General features: G+C 65.1%; 18 protein-coding genes and 1 other RNA gene. 6 read left to right on the top strand and 13 right to left on the bottom strand.

The genetic code is table 11. The features are described from left to right. Positions 1-453: 453 nt before the first annotated feature. The 5 genes from GGR62_RS16190 to purM all read right to left on the bottom strand — a co-directional run bounded on the left by GGR62_RS16190 (position 454) and on the right by purM (position 4,237). Positions 454-1,137, bottom strand: coding sequence for a DUF3108 domain-containing protein (locus tag GGR62_RS16190; protein ID WP_184408878.1), 684 nt, complete (start codon positions 1,135-1,137; stop codon positions 454-456). 3 nt (positions 1,138-1,140) lie between these two features. Further along, positions 1,141-1,974 (bottom strand): DUF3108 domain-containing protein, encoded by an 834-nt coding sequence (locus GGR62_RS16195; protein WP_184408879.1) that lies wholly within the window; start codon positions 1,972-1,974, stop codon positions 1,141-1,143. A 66-nt stretch (positions 1,975-2,040) separates the two neighbouring features. Continuing rightward, a complete protein-coding gene (gene purN / locus GGR62_RS16200; protein WP_184408880.1) occupies positions 2,041-2,694 on the bottom strand; it encodes a phosphoribosylglycinamide formyltransferase in 654 nt (217 codons plus the stop codon). Positions 2,695-2,730: 36 nt separating this feature from the next. After that, positions 2,731-3,189, bottom strand: a complete 459-nt coding sequence (locus GGR62_RS16205) for a hypothetical protein (protein WP_184408881.1) — start codon at positions 3,187-3,189, stop codon at positions 2,731-2,733. 22 nt (positions 3,190-3,211) lie between these two features. Next, a complete protein-coding gene (purM, locus tag GGR62_RS16210; RefSeq protein WP_184408882.1) occupies positions 3,212-4,237 on the bottom strand; it encodes a phosphoribosylformylglycinamidine cyclo-ligase in 1,026 nt (341 codons plus the stop codon). 128 nt (positions 4,238-4,365) lie between these two features. On the opposite strand from purM, the gene GGR62_RS16215 reads away from it, so the two are divergent. Genes GGR62_RS16215 through hda form a run of 3 tightly spaced genes read left to right on the top strand, consistent with a single transcriptional unit; the run spans position 4,366 to position 7,351 of the window. Beyond that, positions 4,366-5,478 carry a DUF2066 domain-containing protein gene (locus GGR62_RS16215; RefSeq protein WP_184408883.1) on the top strand — a complete coding sequence of 371 codons (1,113 nt, stop codon included), beginning with the start codon at positions 4,366-4,368 and terminating at the stop codon, positions 5,476-5,478. Continuing rightward, positions 5,475-6,644 carry an AI-2E family transporter gene (locus GGR62_RS16220; protein ID WP_184408884.1) on the top strand — a complete coding sequence of 390 codons (1,170 nt, stop codon included), beginning with the start codon at positions 5,475-5,477 and terminating at the stop codon, positions 6,642-6,644. The genes GGR62_RS16215 and GGR62_RS16220 overlap by 4 nt, the downstream gene beginning before the upstream one ends. Then, positions 6,641-7,351 carry a DnaA regulatory inactivator Hda gene (gene hda, locus GGR62_RS16225; protein WP_184408885.1) on the top strand — a complete coding sequence of 237 codons (711 nt, stop codon included), beginning with the start codon at positions 6,641-6,643 and terminating at the stop codon, positions 7,349-7,351. Before GGR62_RS16220 ends, hda begins: the two co-directional genes overlap by 4 nt. A gap of 304 nt (positions 7,352-7,655) precedes the next feature. Here the strand turns inward: hda and murU are convergent, their stop codons facing one another. The 4 genes from murU to GGR62_RS16245 all read right to left on the bottom strand — a co-directional run bounded on the left by murU (position 7,656) and on the right by GGR62_RS16245 (position 11,384). After that, on the bottom strand, positions 7,656-8,366 hold the full coding sequence (gene murU, locus GGR62_RS16230; protein ID WP_184408886.1) for an N-acetylmuramate alpha-1-phosphate uridylyltransferase MurU: 711 nt from the start codon (positions 8,364-8,366) through the stop codon (positions 7,656-7,658). Continuing rightward, positions 8,363-9,385 (bottom strand): phosphotransferase, encoded by a 1,023-nt coding sequence (locus GGR62_RS16235; RefSeq protein ID WP_184408887.1) that lies wholly within the window; start codon positions 9,383-9,385, stop codon positions 8,363-8,365. Before GGR62_RS16235 ends, murU begins: the two co-directional genes overlap by 4 nt. A gap of 54 nt (positions 9,386-9,439) precedes the next feature. Continuing rightward, the gene (locus tag GGR62_RS16240; RefSeq protein WP_184408888.1) at positions 9,440-9,712 is read right to left on the bottom strand and encodes a GlsB/YeaQ/YmgE family stress response membrane protein; all 273 of its coding nucleotides are present in this window, start codon (positions 9,710-9,712) and stop codon (positions 9,440-9,442) included. Positions 9,713-9,890: 178 nt separating this feature from the next. Next, positions 9,891-11,384 (bottom strand): M20 family metallopeptidase, encoded by a 1,494-nt coding sequence (locus GGR62_RS16245; protein WP_184408889.1) that lies wholly within the window; start codon positions 11,382-11,384, stop codon positions 9,891-9,893. 157 nt (positions 11,385-11,541) lie between these two features. On the opposite strand from GGR62_RS16245, the gene GGR62_RS16250 reads away from it, so the two are divergent. The 3 genes from GGR62_RS16250 to GGR62_RS16260 all read left to right on the top strand — a co-directional run bounded on the left by GGR62_RS16250 (position 11,542) and on the right by GGR62_RS16260 (position 13,058). Continuing rightward, positions 11,542-11,916, top strand: a complete 375-nt coding sequence (locus GGR62_RS16250) for a helix-hairpin-helix domain-containing protein (protein WP_006452365.1) — start codon at positions 11,542-11,544, stop codon at positions 11,914-11,916. A 300-nt stretch (positions 11,917-12,216) separates the two neighbouring features. Then, a complete protein-coding gene (locus GGR62_RS16255; RefSeq protein WP_184408890.1) occupies positions 12,217-12,921 on the top strand; it encodes a HutD family protein in 705 nt (234 codons plus the stop codon). A gap of 60 nt (positions 12,922-12,981) precedes the next feature. Next, positions 12,982-13,058, top strand: a non-coding RNA gene (locus GGR62_RS16260) — sX9 sRNA. A gap of 543 nt (positions 13,059-13,601) precedes the next feature. Here the strand turns inward: GGR62_RS16260 and GGR62_RS16265 are convergent. The 4 genes from GGR62_RS16265 to GGR62_RS16280 all read right to left on the bottom strand — a co-directional run bounded on the left by GGR62_RS16265 (position 13,602) and on the right by GGR62_RS16280 (position 17,856). Beyond that, positions 13,602-15,326, bottom strand: coding sequence for a sulfite reductase subunit alpha (locus tag GGR62_RS16265; RefSeq protein WP_184408891.1), 1,725 nt, complete (start codon positions 15,324-15,326; stop codon positions 13,602-13,604). Next, on the bottom strand, positions 15,323-16,297 hold the full coding sequence (locus GGR62_RS16270) for an FAD:protein FMN transferase (protein WP_184408892.1): 975 nt from the start codon (positions 16,295-16,297) through the stop codon (positions 15,323-15,325). Before GGR62_RS16270 ends, GGR62_RS16265 begins: the two co-directional genes overlap by 4 nt. A gap of 67 nt (positions 16,298-16,364) precedes the next feature. Then, a complete protein-coding gene (locus GGR62_RS16275) occupies positions 16,365-17,168 on the bottom strand; it encodes a DUF4198 domain-containing protein (protein ID WP_184408893.1) in 804 nt (267 codons plus the stop codon). A gap of 172 nt (positions 17,169-17,340) precedes the next feature. Beyond that, entirely contained in the window at positions 17,341-17,856 is a 516-nt protein-coding gene (locus tag GGR62_RS16280; RefSeq protein WP_184408894.1) for a DUF2271 domain-containing protein, read from the bottom strand. Between the last annotated feature and the right edge of the window lie 19 nt (positions 17,857-17,875).

Raw genomic sequence — 17,875 nt, forward strand, 5'->3', positions numbered from 1 at the left:
CTCTCGACACCTAAACTGCCAGAATCCGAACAGATAAGGCTCTTACGCGGCATCCATGCCGCGTAAGGTCCCGCGACGGTGGGCGGGCAAGGACCCGTCGAGATGGTCGTTTTGCATGGTGTAAGCAAGGCACGAGATCCGCGTTCGGATAACGGCGCTTTTTGTCATCTTTCCAACGCAAGCCGATCAACGGCCAAGCTTGTAATAAAGCAACCGGTTAACTCTGCTTGTAAGAAAGCAACCGATTAACTCTCTGGTGCGGTGTCCTCACCGAGTGCGGGACCGTGTGGCGGCAGGGATGCCGCCACCGAGCCCCCAGGGACGGGTTCACGGCGTGTCAGGCGAGCAGTGAGGGCACCGCGCCCTCGACTCAGTAAGCGTTTGAGTGCACTAAACAACTTCACGACCGGAACTACGGTGGCAATCAAGCCGTTGGTCGAAGGTTCGGCGCGCTCAGCGCAGCGCCTTGATGGTCAGGTCCAGCGTGTCCTGGCCCTTTTCTTTCTGCAGCAGACGCGCTGGCACCGGCAGGTCCTTGACCACCCAGGCGATCAGTTCCTTGTCGCCGTCCACGCGCGACACCTTGGTCGCCTGTTCCTGCTTGCCGTTGACGGTGATGGTTTCCTTGCCGACCACCTTGTAGGTCATCGGCTTGATGCGGCCTTCGTCGACCATGCGGTAGTTCAGCGGCTTGCCGGCGGCCAGGTCGCGGGTGATCGCCAGGTTGATCAGCAGCGCATCCATGTCGCCCGGCTGCAACGTCACCGGGCCACGGCGGTCCGGCTTGATGTCGCCGCCCCAGGTCGCCTGGTTGGTTTTCCAGTCGTAATTGGCGGTGATATTGCGGCGCTTGACCATCATCGACGAGGTGTCGTTGCTGCTGACCGGACGCAGACGGCCGTTGTTCTCCTCGAACACGGTGCTCTGGGTCAGGTTGGCCAGCTGGTTCTGGATGGTCAGCGTGTAACGCCATTCATTGGCGCCGGCCGCGGCCAGGGTCATGGTGCCGTTGGCCTGCATGCCCATGTAGTTGGCCGAATAGTCGGCCTGGAACGGCTGCATGGCAAAGGCAGGCAGGCTGGCCGCCGTCAATGCGGCGGCGGCAATCAGCGAAAACGTACGGGAAACGGTGTTCATGGCTCAGGCTCCTTGGTATTCGACCAGGCGCAGATCGACCTGATCCTCACCTTTGTCACGTTGCAGGATGCGCACCGGCGTGGGAACGCCGTTGGCAATCCACAGGATGGTTTCGTTGTCGCCGCTGTTGACCCGATACACGCGCAGCGCGTCGTAGCTCAGGTCGCCCACCTGCACCACCTCGGTGGCGTCTGCGGCGCGGTAATCGTATTGGCGCACCCGGCCGACATCGACGTAGCGATAGCTCAGGCTGCGTCCGGGTTGCGCGTCGCGCATCAGCGACAGATTCAGCGACAGCGCGCTCTGGTCGCCACGCTGCAGCGGAATCGGTTGCAGGCGTTCCTTCTTCAGGTCGCCGTCCCACTGCGCAGTGCCGGCCTGCCAGTTGTAGACGCCGGTGACCTTCTTGCCGAAGAACATCGCCTTGCGCACGGTGCTCTGGCTCAATGGCACGTAGGTGTCGCCATCGACGCGGAATACCGTGCTCTGTTCCAGGTTCAGGCCCAGGATGCTGGCAAACCCTTTGCGGCCGCGGACCGACATGTCGATGCGCCATTGAGTGCCGTCGCCCTGACTGACCTGCATGGTGGCATCGCCCGCTTCCTTGCCGCGATAGAACGCCTGATAGGTCGCCACGAAGGGCTGCAGCGGCGGTGGCGTCCAGGTACTTGCAGGCAGGGCAGCTGCAGATGCCGGCGCCGCCGGCGGCGCTGCAACCGGAGCAGGAGCCGAAGCCGCTGGCGCAGGCACGACAGGAGCCTGTTGCGCACGGCCGGTACCTGCTTGAGCGAGTAGGGCAGTGGTCAATAGCGCGGTGGCGATCGGGATGACGTTCATGCGCTGAGATCGAGGCACGGGGGCCGCAAGGATGTCCGAGGCAGGATGAGGGAGGCGTATCCGCATTCAGGCGAGTGCGGTGTCAGCGGACTCTAGACGCAGTGGCGTAAACAGGCACTGACCGTCGAGGTGGACCGTGTCGCCCTGCACCGCGAGGCGTCCACTGCAGAGCAGCTCCAGCGTGGCCAGCAGCAGCGGATGCTCGCGTGCCAGGACGCGTGCGGCCAGCTGGTCGGCCGTGTCGTTGGGCAGCACCGGCACGCGCGCCTGCGCGATCACCGTGCCGGCGTCCAGCTCCGGCACCACCAGATGCACGCTGGCGCCATGTTCGGTATCGCCGGCGTCCAGTGCGCGGGCATGGGTATGCAGGCCACGGTACTTGGGTAGCAGCGAAGGATGAATATTGAGCATGCGCCCGGCAAAGCGTCGCACCAGCGGCTCGCCCAGGATGCGCATGTAGCCGGCGCAGACCACCCAGTCCGGCTGCGCGGCGGCGATCGCATCGCCCAGCGCGGCATCGAAGGCTGCGCGGTCGGCGAACGCGCGCGGGCTGGCGCTCCAGCGCCGCGCCTGGTCCACCTTCTGCAAGGCTGACGCCTGCGGGCGATCGGAAAACACCCCGACCACCTCGGCCTGCAGCCGGCCGCTGGCAACGGCATCGAGAATGGCCTGCAGGTTGCTGCCGCGACCGGAGGCCAGGACGGCCAGGCGCAGGCTCATTCGGTGGGATTCGCTGCTGTCATGGGGCAATCGAGGTCATGCTGCGGTGGCGGTGGGAGCGAACAACGCCTTGACCTGCGGGCGCAGCAGCACCACCAGCGTAAAGACGCCGACGACGGTGCCGAATGGCATGAAGGAGCAGGAAATGCCAGCCACGATCAGGCACAGCAGATGCCGCCTGCGTTGGGCGATACAGCGGCCGGCATAGACCATGAAGCCTGCCAGCGTCATGCCGCAGACAATGAACACGCCTGCGAACACCACGAAGAACCAGCCGAACAGCCGCTCGTCCATCTGCGACGTCCCGGAACCGCTGGCTTGGGTCGGCATGTGGCCGGTGACCATGGCGATGCCCAGGAACAGATGCACCAGCGGAAACAGGGAAAAGAGCGCGGTGATGCCGGCCAGCACGTAATGGAAGATCGACAGCAGCTTGAGCTGCTGCAGGTCTTCGGCACTGGCCGCTGCGGTTGTAGCGAGTGGGGAAGCGTCCATGCAGGTCTCCTTGGCGGACTGGTCAGCCGATCCGCACGCGCTCGTCGCCCTGCGCCGGCACCACCTGGCCGATGCGCCAATGCGCCAGCGACTGGGCACCCAGCGCCTGCTCCAGCGCGGCAGCCTGTTCGGGCGCGGCGATCAGCACGAAGCCGATGCCGCAGTTGAAGGTGCGCCACATTTCCACATCGGCCACCGCGCCTTCGCGCTGTAGCCAGGCAAACACCGGCGGCAACGTCCAGGCCTTGGCGTCGATGTCCAGACCCAGGCCGTCGGGAATCACGCGGATGATGTTTTCGGTCAGGCCGCCGCCAGTGATGTGCGCCATGGCGTGGATGGTGTCGCCATGCGATTTGAGCAGCGCCAGGATCGGCTTGACGTACAGCGCGGTCGGCGCCATCAGCGCGTCGATCAGCTTGACGCCGTCCTCCAGCACCAATTCCGCCGGGGCCCCGGCGCGTTCGTAGATCTTGCGGATCAGCGAGTAGCCGTTGGAATGCGGTCCGGACGAGGCGATGCCGATCAGCACGTCGCCTGCGCGCACCTGCGCGCCATCCAGCAGCTGCGATTTTTCCACTGCGCCGACGGTGAAGCCGGCCAGGTCGTACTCGCCCGGCGGATACATGTCGGGCATCTCGGCGGTTTCGCCGCCGATCAGGGCGCAACCGGACAGTTCGCAGCCGCGCGCGATGCCGCCGACCACCGCTGCAGCGGTGTCCACATCCAGCTTGCCGGTGGCGAAGTAGTCGAGAAAGAACAGCGGCTCGGCGCCCTGCACCAGGACGTCGTTGACACACATGCCGACCAGGTCGATGCCGATGGTGTCGTGCCGGCCCAGCTGCTGCGCCAGCTTGAGCTTGGTGCCCACGCCGTCGGTGCCGGACACCAGCACCGGCTCCTTGTACTTGCCCGACAGATCGAACAGCGCACCAAAACCGCCCAGGCCGCCCATTACCTCCGGCCGGAAGCTGCGCTTGACCAGCGGCTTGATGCGTTCGACCAATGCATTGCCGGCATCGATGTCGACACCTGCCTCACGGTAGGTCATGGGCGAGGGGGTGGAAGGCGTTGGGCTGGTCACGGGCGGGGGGCTCGGCAGTAAAGGCGGCGATTTTAGCAGCCACGTTGGCGCTGGCGCCCCATTCGGGCAACAATTCACCCGGATACGCTTAAGTCATGGAACCGTCGATGCGCTGCAGTCTCGCTTTCTTTCTCGCCCTGGTGGTCGCCGTGCCTGTCCTGCCGGCCTTCGCGCAGGCCGATCTGCGCACCGAAGGCGATGTCGCCAAGGCGCAAAGTGCCTACGATGCCGAGGTGCCGGTCAACAGCCAGGGCGAGTCCGATCGCCCCGGCGCCCTGGCGCGCGCGCTGGGTGCGGTGCTGGGCAAGGTCTCCGGCGATCGCAGCGTGATGAGCCGTCCGGGGGTGTCGCAGGCGCTGCGCAATGCGCCCAGCTACGTCGAAAACTACGATTACCGCCAGGATCAAGGCACCTCGCGTACGGGTGCGCCGACCTTCCGCACCACGCTGGTCGCGCGCTTCCGGCAATCGGATGTGGACGGCCTGATCGCCGCATTGGGCCTGCCGGTGTGGCCGCTGCCGCGTCCCAAGCCGGTGTTGTGGCTGGCCATCGACGATGGCAGCGGCCCGCGCCTGGTCGGGGTGGCGCAGGCCAATGCCGCGCGCAGCGTCCTGGACCGGGCCATCGAGCGCGGCTACCGGCTCGGTCTGCCGGGCGGTGCGGCCGCCGAGCAGGCGCTGGCTGGCGCGATCTGGCGCAAGGACACCGCTGCGGTGTCGCGCGCGTCGGCCAAGTACAGCCCGCCGATGCAGTTGATCGGCAAACTCTACCGTAACGATGCCGGCTGGACCGCCGATTGGGTGTTCGTCGACAACGGCAATGTGCTGTCCAGCTGGACCAGCAGCGACGGCGACGCGCGCCGCGCGATGGCTGCCGGCGCCGACGGTGCGGCCGATGCGCTGGTCAAGCGCTACGCCAAGCGGGTGGACTCGGGTGTGCCCGGTGTCTATCGCGTGGTGATTACCGGACTCGCCAGCGCCGACGATTACCTGCGGGTGTCGGCTGCGCTGCAGGGCGTGTCGGTGGTGCGCAGCATCCGCCCGGTTAGCGCCAATGGCGACCGCATGGAAATGGATCTGGAACTGCTCACGGGCATTTCCGGGCTCAACCGTATGCTCGGCGACAACAGCCCGTTGGTGCCGGTGTCGGTACCGACCGAGGGCCCGATCATTCTCGATAACGAGCACGCCGAGTACCGCCTGAAATGACTTTGACTCCCGAAGCCGAGATTGCCCAGTTCCTGCGCCGCCTGAAATGGGTGGCGGTGATTATCGGCGTGTTGTGGGTGGTATCGCTGCTGTCCCCGATCCTGACGCCGTTCGTGCTGGCACTGTTGCTGGCCTGGCTGGGCGACCCGCTGGTGGATCGCATCGAGCGTGCCGGGCGTTCGCGCAACATGGCGGTGACGCTGGTCTTCGTGCTGGCGCTGCTGCTGTTCGTGCTGGCGCTGATGATCCTGGTGCCGATGATCGAGCGCCAGATCATGACCTTGATCGAGGCGTTGCCGCAGATGCGGACCTGGGCGATCAGTACCGCCATCCCGTGGCTGGAAGCCAAGACCGGTGTGGAGCTGATGGGCTGGCTGGACCCGGAGCGGCTGATCGACTGGATCCGCAGTCATTGGGAACAGGCCGGCGGCGCCGCCAAGACCTTCTTCGGGTACGTGCAGCGCTCGGGCTTTGCGATGGTCACCTGGGTCATCAACCTGGCGCTGCTGCCGATCCTGGCGTTCTATTTCCTGCGCGATTGGGACCGCCTGGTCGAGCGGGTGGCGGCGGTGATCCCGCGCGCCTACATCGGCACCGTGAGCCGGCTGGCGCAGGAATCCAACGACGTGCTCGGCGGCTTCATCCGCGGTCAGTTCCTGGTGATGCTGGCGTTGGGGGCGATCTATGCCACCGGCCTGTCCATCATCGGGCTCAATCTGGGCTTGTTGATCGGGATCATTGCCGGCCTCATCAGCTTCATTCCGTATCTGGGGGCGACCACCGGCATCGTGCTCGCCTTGCTGGCGGCGGTCGTCCAGGCACAGGGCCTGGATCTGAAGCTGCTGATCGGCGTCGGGGTGGTGTTTACGGTCGGCCAGTTGCTGGAAAGCTACGTGCTGACCCCGCGCATCGTCGGCGACAAGATCGGGCTGCATCCGGTGGCGGTGATCTTCGCAGTGATGGCCGGTGGGCAGTTGTTCGGCTTTCTGGGCATGTTGCTGGCGTTGCCGGTGGCGGCGGTGGCCAACGTGCTGCTGCGCTACGCGCATGAGCAGTACACCCGCAGCGATCTGTATGCGGGCGAACGTTCCGGCATCGTGTTGCAGTCCAATGATGAGCGCAGCGCGGCGATCGTCGATGCCGGCAAGGACGCAGAGCGGTCGTGAGCGTTCCGCAGTTGCCGCTGGCGTTGCGTTCGCCTCCCGATCAGCGTTTCGATAGCTACATCGCCGCCCCCGACGGCCTGATTGCACAACTGCAGGCGCTGGCCGCCGGGCAGGTGAGCGACTGGTTGTATCTGTCCGGCCCGGCCGGTACCGGCAAGACGCATCTGGCCTTGTCGTTGTGCGCGATGGCCGAGCAGGCCGGACGCGCCCCGGCGTATCTGCCGCTGCAGGCCGCCGCCGGCCGGCTGCGCGATGCGCTCGAAGCATTGGAAGGGCGCAGCCTGGTTGCCCTGGACGGTGTGGACAGCATCGCCGGACAGCGCGAGGACGAGGTGGCGCTGTTCGATTTCCATAACCGCGCACGCGCTGCCGGTACCACGCTGCTGTATACCGCGCGCCAGATGCCCGATGGGCTGGCATTGGTGCTGCCGGACCTGCGTTCGCGGCTGTCGCAGTGCATCCGTATCAGCCTGCCGGTGCTCGACGACGCCGCGCGCGCTGCGGTGCTGCGTGACCGTGCGCAACGGCGCGGACTGGCGTTGGACGAAGCCGCAATCGATTGGCTGCTGATCCATAGCGAGCGCGAACTGGCCGGACTGGTGTCGTTGCTGGATCGGCTGGATCGCGAATCGCTGGCCGCCAAGCGCCGCATCACAGTGCCGTTCTTGCGGCGGGTGCTGGAGGATCGCGGGGCTTGCAGCGGCTAACAGCATGACGGTGCTCACCCGCTAGGCGGGCGCGGCCGGGGTTGTGGTTTGCATCAGCGCGACCAGGTTGCTAGGTGCGATGTCCTCACCGTTTGCGGGACCGGTGGCGGCCTCCATTCCGCGCGGTGGTCCGATGAACCACGGTGATCAGCTCTTTTCGATCCGAGCGATCTCACTGTCATTCCCGACATCGCGCGACTGGTCAACGAAGGCGAGTGGCCAACACTTCGCTGTCATCGAGACAGACTTCGAGAGGTCTTGTTGACCACTCTTGATTGCGGGCGTTGCAGCAGCATGGTTGCGATCAATCGCGGTCGCGCAGCAATTGTGCATCCAGTTCCGCCAACCGCTGCGGCGTGCCGACATCGGTCCAGCGCCCTGGGTGGTGGACACCATCGATCAAGCCGGCGGCCATCTGCGCGCGCAGGATCGGCGCCAGCGCAAATCGCGGCGGCGTGCGGTGCTGCTCTGGCAGCTGGCCTATCACCGATTGCCAATCGCGCAGCAGCGCAGGCCGATACATGCCGATGCCGGCGTAAGTGTGGGTTGCGGGCAGATCGGCGCGCACCTTGCCATCTGCCTCCAATACAAAATCCGCACGCGCCGCATACGCAGGTGGATCGACCAGCACCAGCTGCGCCAGACCTGATGGCGCGTCGCAAAGACGCGCGAAGTCAAAATCGGTCCAGATATCGCCGTTGACCAGCAAGAACGGCGCATCGCCCAGCAACGGCAGCGCATGCAGCATGCCGCCGCCGGTTTCCAGCGGCGTGGCGCCCTCGAAGGAATAGGTCAGCCGCAGCCCGAACGCATTGCCATCCCCCAGCACCTGCGGAAACTGCTCGGCCAACCACGAGGTGTTGATGACCACCTCGTCCACACCCAGTGCGGCCAGCTTGCGCAGATGCCAGACGATCAGCGGCGTGCCGCCGACCGACAACAATGGCTTGGGCGTGCGTTCGGTCAACGGACGCATGCGCTCGCCAAACCCGGCCGCGAAGATCAGCGCCTTCATGCACCGGCCTGCATGGCGCGCGCCGTCAAGGCAGGTTTGACCAGGTCATCCAGCAAGTGGGTCAACGGTGCCAGTTCGGCATAGCGTGGCAACACCTCATCCAGATAGGCAATGAAGCGTGGCACGTTATCCAGATACCAATGCTTGCCATCGCGATGGCTCAGCCGCGAGAAAATGCCGAGATTCTTCAGGTGCCGCTGCACGCCCATCCAGTCCGCATCGCGTAGAAACTGCGCCAGCGGCGGTACCGGCAATCCGGCTGCTGCGGCACGGGCGTGATAGCGCTCCAGCCAAGCATCCACCCGTGCCAGCGGCCAGCTCACCGAGGTGTCCTTGAACAGACTGACCGGGTCGTAGCCGATCGGGCCGATCACGCAGTCCTGGAAATCCAAAACCGCCGGCCCATCGCGCACCGGCATCAGGTTGCGTGGCATGAAATCGCGATGGGTGAACACGCGCGGCTGCGCCAGTGCGTTGTCCATCAAGCGGCGCTGCACCAGTTGCAGTTGTTCGGCGTGCGCGCAGTCCAGTTGCAGGCCAAGATGGCGACCGAGAAACCATTCTTCGAACAGGCCGGCATCGCGCTGCAACAGCGCCTCGCCGAACATGCCGCTATCGGCAGGCGGAGGAATGCGCTGCAGCAACAGCAACTGGTCGATCGCACCGTCCAGCAACGCGTCGGCATTGGCATCGGTCAGGACCTGCGCCAGCGTCGGCACGCCGAGGTCTTCCAACAGCAGAAAACCCGTTTCCAGGTCCTGTGCAAGCACCTGCGGCACCCGCACGCCGTGCTCGCTCAGCAGCGCGTGCATACGCAACCACGGCGCAACGTTCTCCAGGTCCGGTGGCGCATCCATCAGGATGCGATCCACACCGCACCCATGGGTGCGCCAATAACTGCGAAACCCTGCATCGACAGACGCGCGTTGCAGTGTTGCCTGCGCATCGTTGAGGGCGTGCTGCGCCCACTGCAGGCGCAGCGCTTCGCGCGTGGTATCGGAAGGCAACGATGAGGTCATCGGTCGACGGTGCGTAGGGAGATGGGGTGCAGCATCAGAACGGCGAGCAGGCGATCAACGCTTGCTGCCGCTGGACAGCCGCAGCAGCGCGAGGATGGCAATTGCGCCAAGCAGCGCGCCCAGGAAACCGGCCGGTTGCCCGGCGTGGTACCAGCCCATGTAGCGGCCGAACCAGCTGGCGACCACTGCACCGGCGATGCCCAGCACGATGGTCAACAGGCAGCCCAGGCGTTGCGTGCCGGGCGTGATGAAGCGGGCCAACAGCCCGACCACGAAACCGACCAGGATGATGTAAAGCCAGCTTTCGCTACCGAAGAGATTGTTCATCGCAGGCACTGAGGCAAATGGGATCGGCAGACTAGCACTCGCGGCTGCTGCACCCCTATGTGCAGCGGTGTTGGCCACACTGGCGTTCGGGATACAGCTAGCTTGCGCTGCAGTCTGATCGCAGTGCCGGTGTGGGCCGCCCGGCATGCGCCGAACGGCGTACCGACACCAGCGCGACTCAGCAGCAACCATGCCCGCCATGTCGGGTACCGCTGTCGGCGGCCACCGGCGAGCCGCTGGTCTCGCCACGCAGACAGGCAGCGTGATGCTCGGCGAGCACCTTGGACACGCAGGCGGTCACCCGCTTGCCCATCGGGATGTGCAGGAACTCGTTGGGGCCGTGCGCATTGGAATGCGGGCCGAGCACGCCGGTAATCATGAACTGCGCGCCGGGGAACTTCTCGCCCAGCATGCCCATGAACGGAATCGAGCCGCCTTCGCCCATATACATCGCCGGTTTGTCGAAGAACGCCAGGCTGGCATCGTCGATGGCTTTTTCCAGCCACGGCGCCATCGCCGGCGCATTCCAGCCGGAGGAGGCCTTTTCCAGCTCCAGCGTCACCTGCGCGCCGTTGGGCGGGTCGCGCAGCAAGGCGTCTTTCAGCAGCTCGCCGCAGGCCTTGCCGTCGGCAGTGGGCGGCAGCCGCAGCGACAGCTTCACTGCGGTCTGCGGACGCAGCACATTGCCGGCCGAGGCCAGCGGCGGCATGCCGTCCACGCCGGTGATCGACAGCGCCGGGCGCCAAGTGCGGTTCAACACCAGCTCGGTGAGGTCGTCATGCATCGGCACCAGGCCATCGACCATCGGGAATTTGTCGAAGATGGCGGTATCCAGCGTCGCCGCTGCTGCCTTGGCCTGGATCAGCCGCTCGGCCGGCACGTTCACATGCAGGCCTTCCAGCAGGATGCGGCCCGTGGCCTCGTCTTCGATCCGAGACAACAATTGCCGCAGCAGCCGGAAGCTGGACGGCACCACACCGGAGGCATCGCCAGAATGCACGCCTTCCTCCAGCACCTTCACGCTCAGGTTGCCACCGGTCAGCCCACGCAGTGAGGTGGTGCACCACAACTGCTCATAGTTGCCGCAGCCCGAGTCCAGGCACACCACCAGCGATGGCTTGCCGATGCGTTCGGCCAGATGGTCCACATAGGCGGGCAGGTCGTAGCTACCGGATTCTTCGCAGGCTTCGATCAGCACCACGCAGCGCGCATGCGGCAGATTCTGGGTGCGCAGCGCCATCACCGCCGCCAGCGAGCCGAAAATCGCATAGCCGTCGTCCGCACCGCCGCGACCGTAGAGCTTGTCGTCGCGCAGCACCGGCTCCCAGGGGCCCAGATCGGCGTCCCAGCCGGTCATCTCCGGCTGTTTGTCCAGGTGGCCGTACAGCAGCACGGTGTCGTCGCCCGACTCCGCGCCGGTGGCCGGGATCTCGATGAAGATCAGCGGCGTGCGGCCGTCCAGGCGCACCACCTCGACCTGCATCCCCTCGATGGCCTGGGCGCGCGCCCAGGTTTCCATCAGGGTGACGGCCTGCTCCATATAGCCATGGGCCACCCAATCGGCGTCGAACATCGGCGACTTGTTGGGGATACGGATGTAATCGACCAGCTGGGGGACGATCTCGCGGTCCCAGGTATCGCTGATGAATTGGTCGATCTTGACGCTGTCCATGAAGGCTCCGAATGCGTGACGTAATGAAACATTCTACGCCCGCCCCAGGGGGTAGGTATTTCCCTACAGAGCGGCGCGCAGTTCACCTGCTGTGTGAAAAGTTTGCTGGCGATAGGATTGCTGCATGTGGCGCGGGACACTGGCTCCGCCGGCAGGAATGCTGGCTAGGACCATCACCCAAGCCACAAGGAGCGTTGCAATGAAGTCATTTACCGTAGTCCTGAAGTCCCTGCTACTGGCGTTGCTGTTGTCCTCGAACGCGTATGCGCTCGACAAGGTCGATATCAACACCGCGTCTGCTGAGGAATTGGACAAGGTGCTGACGAATGTCGGGCGATCAAAAGCCGAGGCAATCGTCGAGCACCGTCAGGCAAACGGTCCCTTCAAAAGTGCCGAGGAACTGGCACTGGTCAAGGGCATCGGACTCAAGACGGTCGAACGGAATCGTGACCTGATCGAAGTGGGAGCCACGATGGCTCCTGCCAAGAAGGCTGCCAAGGGGGCGGCGGTGAAACCGGTGGGGCGGCGTTAACGGGAAGGGATCCGAGATACGGTTCGACGCGAGGATGCGTGGCCGCAACCTAACTGGACAGGACGTCTGGGGGATGGCTGGAAGCCGACAAGGATGTGGAATCGCCCGGTGTTGCACTTGGATGTGCAGCCGGGCGTTTTTCGTTTGGACGCGCGTGCGTTGCGAGCGCACGACAGCGGAGGCGACTGCGGGAAAGCGCCAGTCGCATGAGACGTCAGTCATCCTGAAGCGTCAGTTCCGGCTCCAAAGGTGAGGCGCAACATGACGGTCCGAGCGCAAGGCGTGGGGCACAATGCGCCAATGCAGCTGACAGACCTGAGCAGCCGGGTGATTCCGGCCACCGACTACCGGCGCGAGCGATGGCGCAATCAATTGGGCTGGACGCGCGAGATCCTGCGTCTCGGCGATGCCGATGCATGGGCGTTGCGCTTGTCGATCGCCGAGATTGAACAGGACGCGGCATTTTCTGCATTCCCGGGCATCGATCGCGAGCTGGTGCTGTTGCATGGCAATGGCATGCGGCTGCAGTTTGGCGATGCTGGCGGTGGCGCTGGCAGTAAAAACGATGGCGTCAGTAGTAACGACCGCGGCGCCGACCGCGGCGGCCATGACGCCAGCGCCGATGGCGGTATCGCTGCTCCCGGCATCAGTGATCGCAGCTGCGATCTGCTGCCGCCCTACCAACGAGTTCGATTTGCCGGCGAAGAAACGGTGAGCGCCACACTGCTGGATGGTCCCACCCAGGACTTCAACCTGATGTGGCGACGCGATGTGCTGCAGGCTGAGCTGCTGCATCGGCCGCTGGTCGGCACCATGCTGTTCTTCGCAGATCCCGGCAGCGCCTGGGCGCTGCATCTGCTCGCCGGTCAGGCCAGTTTCGGGCGCGATAGCGGCTTGCCACCGTTGGTAGCCGGAGATACGGCCTGGCTGAGCGCCTCCACGCGCACGCGCTATGTGCTCGATGGCGGTGGCGAGTTGTTGGCGATCCGGGTGAGTCCGGTTTAGAGCGGCGAACAAAACTACTACGCAGCCGCCAGGCGGGCGCGGCCGGTGCTCGGAATCTGCATGTGCCACTCGTACGCTGCGGTTCTGAGCGCGTCGTCCACACCCATCTGACGACTGCTTGTTACGTGTTGTTAGCCGCTATTATTTGCCGGTCGCGCGATCACGCAGCGTCCGCGTATTGATCGAATTCTGGTTTAAGAGCGGCTTACCAAACTACTTTACGCCGGTCTATTGCGGAGCGTCTGAGTTGCGGTTTGGCAGCAAGGTCGTTGATCTGTGGCTTGGCTGCATGGCCCTTGCCCGCCCACCATCGCAGGACACGCTGCAAGTACGTCCTTGTAAGCTCTTACGCGGCATCCATGCCGCGTAAGGTCCCGCGACGGTGGGCGGGCAAGGACCAGTTGAGATGGTTGGTGTGCATGGTCTTCAATAAAGCAACCGATCAACTGACTGATGCGGTGTCCTCACCGATTGCGGGACCGTGTGGCGGCATGGATGCCGCCACCGAGCCTCCAGGGGAGGGTTCACGGCGTGTCCCGCGAGCGGTGAGGGCGCCGCGCACTCGATCAACCAGGCTTTTGACGTTTTATTAGCCACTCCAAGCGTCAACCAACGCTACTTGTGGTCCAGGACATCAGGACATCGAGGGATACTCGGTTGATGGGCAGTGCTCGCCACTTTCAATACACGTCGCGGCGATAGCGTCCTGTGCGCAACAGCGCTTGTCTGAGATCGGCGCCGAGAATGGAATCCAGCGTCTGGTCGACTTCGGGTGCCATGCCGCGCAGGCTGCCGCAGACGTAGATGCAGGTGCCTTGATCGACCCACAGTCGCAAGTGGTCGGCGGCTGCAGCCAGTGCGTGTTGAACGTAGCGCGGCGACTGTTGTTGATCGCGCGAGTACACCAGATCCAGGCGTTCGATCCATCCATCGCGTTGCCACTGCTGCAGCTCGTCGGCGTAGAGCGCGTCGTGTGCGGCATTGCGTTCGCCGAACAGCAGCCAGTTGCGACGCGCACCGGCTGCGATACGTGCGCGCAGATGGGCGCGCAGGCCGGCGATGCCGGTGCCGTTGCCGATCAGCAGCATCGGCCGGTGAGGGCTGGGGGGATGGAAGCCGGGGTTGCTGCGCAGTCGCAGCGCGATGGGCGTACCGATGGGTGCATGGACGCAGAGCCAGCCACTGCCCAAGCCAAGACTGCCGTCGGCATGCCGGTGCTCGCGCACCAGCAGTTCGGCGTGGCCTTCGTCGGGAGTGGAGGCAAGCGAGTAGTCGCGATGGGGGAGGGTGACCAGGCGTCGGACCCATGCGTCTGTGTCCAGTGGCGATGTTTTGCCTGTAGCTGTCGCTGTTTCAATGCCTGTGACTGGCCCGGTGGCTTGGCCGATGTGCACTTCGGCATCGTTGCCGGTGTCGTGACTGGGGTTGGCACCCACCGCGATGGCGACCTGGGCATCGGCGGGCAGTTGCGCGCAGCTGAGCCATTCGCGTAGCGTGCGGCCGTCGATGCGCTGTGCGCCATCGCGTTGGTTGCGCTGCAGCCAGGACTCCACCGCGTGCGGTGCATTTTGCGGTGCGATCTCGGCGATATCGCCAGCACTCCACTGCGGCAATGGGGCATCGCACGGTGCCAGGCGCAGTCGATAAATCGGCGCACCTGCGCTGCCGGGGTTGACGTGGATACGTTCGCGCAGTTGCCAGGCGGTGTAGGTCGGGAGGCTCCAGTCGGATTGCATCGCAAGCGCAGGCACCAGCTCCGTCAGCCTGCGTTGCCATTGCTGCAGGGCGTCCGGGTCTGCGTTATCGACCTCGATACGCGCGAACAGGCGGGTGGCGCCACATGCCTGCAGACGAGCGTCGATGCGGCGCCCGAAGGCGCAAAATTGGGCGTAGCGACGGTCGCCCAACGCCAGCACTGCGTACTGCACAGCGGCAAGATCCTGGGTGTCGCCGGCAAGCCAGTCACGCTCGATCGCTTGCGCATGATCGGGCGCATCGCCTTCGCCGGTGGTGCTGACGATGCACAGCAGCCGCGGCACATGTGTGAGTTGATCGGTATCGACGGCCTCCAGTGGCAGCGCGTATGCGCCGATACCGGCCGATTGCAGCGCGACCACGCTGCGTTCGGCCAGTTCGCGCGCAAACCCGGTCTGGCTTGCCCAGGCAATCAGTACGCCTCGACGGTCTGCGCGTTGCGCGCTGAAGCGCTCGTGCGTGCGCCACACGACAGCCACGCATAACGCTGCGTAGAGCGCCACGCCGAGCGCAGCAAACTGCCAGCGATGCGGCGTCGGCGCACTCCACCAAGTGCCGTCATGCAGGCCGCCCAGCCATCCGGCAAGCGCTGCCAGCGCAAGCAGCATCAAGCCGTTGCCAAGCCATACGCGGGGCGTGCCGGTGCTCACGGCGTCGCCAGATGGTGCTCGAATGCAGGGCTCATCGATTCGTGCAAGGCGCCGTCCTTGCGCAGCAGAAATCGCACCGCTAGCGCTGCATCGCGTGCATAGGCAAGCCCGGCGTCGATGCCGAGCACGGTCATCGCGGTGGCCCAGGCATCGGCATGCATAGCTTGGCGTGCGAGTACGGTGACTGCTGCGGGTGCGTGCGGTACCGGCGCTCCGGTGCGAGGATCGACGGTGTGCGCATACCGCGTAGCGTTGGCATCGAAGCGGTGCCAGCGGTCGCCGGAGGTAGCGACCGCCAAGCCGTCCAAGGCAAGGACGCGCGCCGGCAGCTCGGCACCGGCGTCTTCGTCGGGCGCGGATTCGACCAGTACGCGCCATGCGCTGCCATCGGGCTTGCGCCCATACCCCAACAGTTCCCCGCCGACCTCGATCAATGCGCTGTGGATATCGGCCTGCACGAGCGCGCGATGGACGCAGTCCACACCGAACCCTTTTGCAATGCCGGATAGATCCAATGCCACGGCGCCCGGCTGCAGCACGCGCATGCCCTCCAGAACCAGGCGCTGCCACCCGCAGCGCAGGCTGGCCAGCGCGATCTGCTCGGGCGACGGTACCCGTTGCGGCCCGCCTGCGGCGCCGAAACCCCACAGCTCGACCATCGGGCCGACGGTGGGATCGAAGGCGCCATTGCTGGCCCGTGCGATGTCCAGTGCGGCGCTCAGCACCGCGTGGAAGTCTTCCGCCAGGGTGTGCCAGCTACCGGCCGGCGCACGGTTGTAGCGGCTGATGTCAGATGCCGCTTCCCAGGTGCTCATCTGCGCGACCACGCGATCCAATGCGGTCTGGATGCAGGCATGCAAGGGATGCAGCTCGCGTCCGCGTGGAGCCACCAACTTCACGCTCCAGGTGGTGCCCATGCTGCGGCCGCCGAGAGTGGCGATGGCGTGGTCGGCGGAGAACGATGCAGGCATGGATGGATCTTATAAAAGCGGGGCAGCAGGATGCACGATATGCGCATGCCTGCCCTATATAGGCAGATTATTGCGGCAGTACTTCCAGCGTGGCGACATAGCCCAGACGGCGCTGCTTGGCCTGCGGCAGCGAGGTTTTCTTGTCTTCGGTGGTGGTTTCCAGCCAGTACATGCCCGGCTCCGGCCAGGTCACGCTGAAGCCACCCTTGGCGTCGGTGGTGAGCTTGATCTCGTTCTGCGCATCGCGATAGCGGGTGCCGCCGCGTACGATCTCGATCTCCAGGCCGGCTGCTGGTTTGCCATCCAGCTGCAGCGTGAACTGCGCCGCTTCGCCGGCGACCAGATCGTTGGGATGGGTCACCGGAATCAACTCGATGCCCTTGCCGCTGGGCTTGAAGACGGTGGTGGTCGGCGCACCGCGGGTGACGAAGGTTTCCACGCGATTGAAGGACTGCGAGACCTGCAAGTCCTGCGCGTTCTTCGGCACTTCGGTGGCAAAACGGGTTGCGTCGCCGCGCCAGCGCTTGGGCTTGCCGTCTTCCTTCCAGCTGGCGAACAGGCCGGCGTTGACGATGCTGAGCTTGTAGGTGCCGGGCTGGCTGAGTTGAAGGTCGAAGACGCTGCGGTACTTGCCGGTGGCCGTATTTTCCGGCTTGAGCGCGCTGCCATCGGGCGCGGTGATGCTCAGGTTGTCCAGGCGCAGCGGCACATGATTGAAATAGAACAGGTCGTTGGACACTGCCGCATCCACGGTGATCCACGGCGCTTCACCGGCGATGACGGTCTGCGAGGGCAGCAGCCACGCCTTGTGGGCGAGGGCACTGACCGGCAGGGCGGCGAGCATGGCGATCAGGACGAGCGAAGGTTTCATGGCAACTCCTTGAAGGACGATGAGGACGGTGGGTCACGTGTCTGATCAGCGCAGGGTGTAGCGCTGCGTGGATGCGTGGGAGGCGATAGGTCTTTGCCAACGCGATGAAATGCGTGCGTGCGCGGTGACTTGCAGTGCACGCGATGTGCGGTTTCCAACAACAGCGCAACGCTCAGGGTTTGGCAACCAGGCTGACAGCACCAAGTTCGCTGCTGCCGCTGGCCTTGGCGGTTTGCGCAGCCGTCGCCGGCCAGGTGAAAGGCAGCTTGACCAACTCGCGGCCCCCGACTTCGCGGGCAGCCTCCACCACCAGCGTGTACTGGCCGGCCGGCAGCGACTTCAACGCACCCTTGGTATCGGAGAACGCCAGCGCATGCGCGCCCGCCGGGCGGGTGGGGCCGGTGACGCCGTCGACCGGCACCTCCAGCGTGCGCCCGCTCTTGCGCCACCACTGACGCAGGTCGGGCAACCACTTGGTGCCGTGGCCTTCGGCGGTGTCCCTGGATTGGTACCAGACCGCCAGATTGGCGGCCACCTTCTGGTCCGCACCTTCCAGCCAGATCGCCACATACGGGCGGTGATATTCGGCGACGTTGAGCTTGGGGATTTCGACGTTGATGTCGAGCGTGGCCGCATACGCCGGCATGGCGAGCAGGCCACTCAGGGCGATGGTCAGGGTGGCGCGCATGATCGTCTCCGGTAGGGAA

It is taken from the genome of Xanthomonas sp. 3075 (assembly GCF_014197275.1).
Lineage (GTDB): Bacteria > Pseudomonadota > Gammaproteobacteria > Xanthomonadales > Xanthomonadaceae > Xanthomonas > Xanthomonas campestris_B.

What these genes read in the sequence shown, in the direction of transcription:
- GGR62_RS16190 (WP_184408878.1), bottom strand. Translation starts at nt 1,137, where the DNA reads ATGAACACCGTTTCCCGTACGTTTTCGCTGATTGCCGCCGCCGCATTG.
- GGR62_RS16195 (WP_184408879.1), bottom strand. Translation starts at nt 1,974, where the DNA reads ATGAACGTCATCCCGATCGCCACCGCGCTATTGACCACTGCCCTACTC.
- purN (WP_184408880.1), bottom strand. Translation starts at nt 2,694, where the DNA reads ATGAGCCTGCGCCTGGCCGTCCTGGCCTCCGGTCGCGGCAGCAACCTG.
- GGR62_RS16205 (WP_184408881.1), bottom strand. Translation starts at nt 3,189, where the DNA reads ATGGACGCTTCCCCACTCGCTACAACCGCAGCGGCCAGTGCCGAAGAC.
- purM (WP_184408882.1), bottom strand. Translation starts at nt 4,237, where the DNA reads ATGACCTACCGTGAGGCAGGTGTCGACATCGATGCCGGCAATGCATTG.
- GGR62_RS16215 (WP_184408883.1), top strand. Translation starts at nt 4,366, where the DNA reads ATGGAACCGTCGATGCGCTGCAGTCTCGCTTTCTTTCTCGCCCTGGTG.
- GGR62_RS16220 (WP_184408884.1), top strand. Translation starts at nt 5,475, where the DNA reads ATGACTTTGACTCCCGAAGCCGAGATTGCCCAGTTCCTGCGCCGCCTG.
- murU (WP_184408886.1), bottom strand. Translation starts at nt 8,366, where the DNA reads ATGAAGGCGCTGATCTTCGCGGCCGGGTTTGGCGAGCGCATGCGTCCG.
- GGR62_RS16235 (WP_184408887.1), bottom strand. Translation starts at nt 9,385, where the DNA reads ATGACCTCATCGTTGCCTTCCGATACCACGCGCGAAGCGCTGCGCCTG.
- GGR62_RS16240 (WP_184408888.1), bottom strand. Translation starts at nt 9,712, where the DNA reads ATGAACAATCTCTTCGGTAGCGAAAGCTGGCTTTACATCATCCTGGTC.
- GGR62_RS16245 (WP_184408889.1), bottom strand. Translation starts at nt 11,384, where the DNA reads ATGGACAGCGTCAAGATCGACCAATTCATCAGCGATACCTGGGACCGC.
- GGR62_RS16250 (WP_006452365.1), top strand. Translation starts at nt 11,542, where the DNA reads ATGCTGGCTAGGACCATCACCCAAGCCACAAGGAGCGTTGCAATGAAG.
- GGR62_RS16255 (WP_184408890.1), top strand. Translation starts at nt 12,217, where the DNA reads ATGCAGCTGACAGACCTGAGCAGCCGGGTGATTCCGGCCACCGACTAC.
- GGR62_RS16270 (WP_184408892.1), bottom strand. Translation starts at nt 16,297, where the DNA reads ATGCCTGCATCGTTCTCCGCCGACCACGCCATCGCCACTCTCGGCGGC.
- GGR62_RS16275 (WP_184408893.1), bottom strand. Translation starts at nt 17,168, where the DNA reads ATGAAACCTTCGCTCGTCCTGATCGCCATGCTCGCCGCCCTGCCGGTC.
- GGR62_RS16280 (WP_184408894.1), bottom strand. Translation starts at nt 17,856, where the DNA reads ATGCGCGCCACCCTGACCATCGCCCTGAGTGGCCTGCTCGCCATGCCG.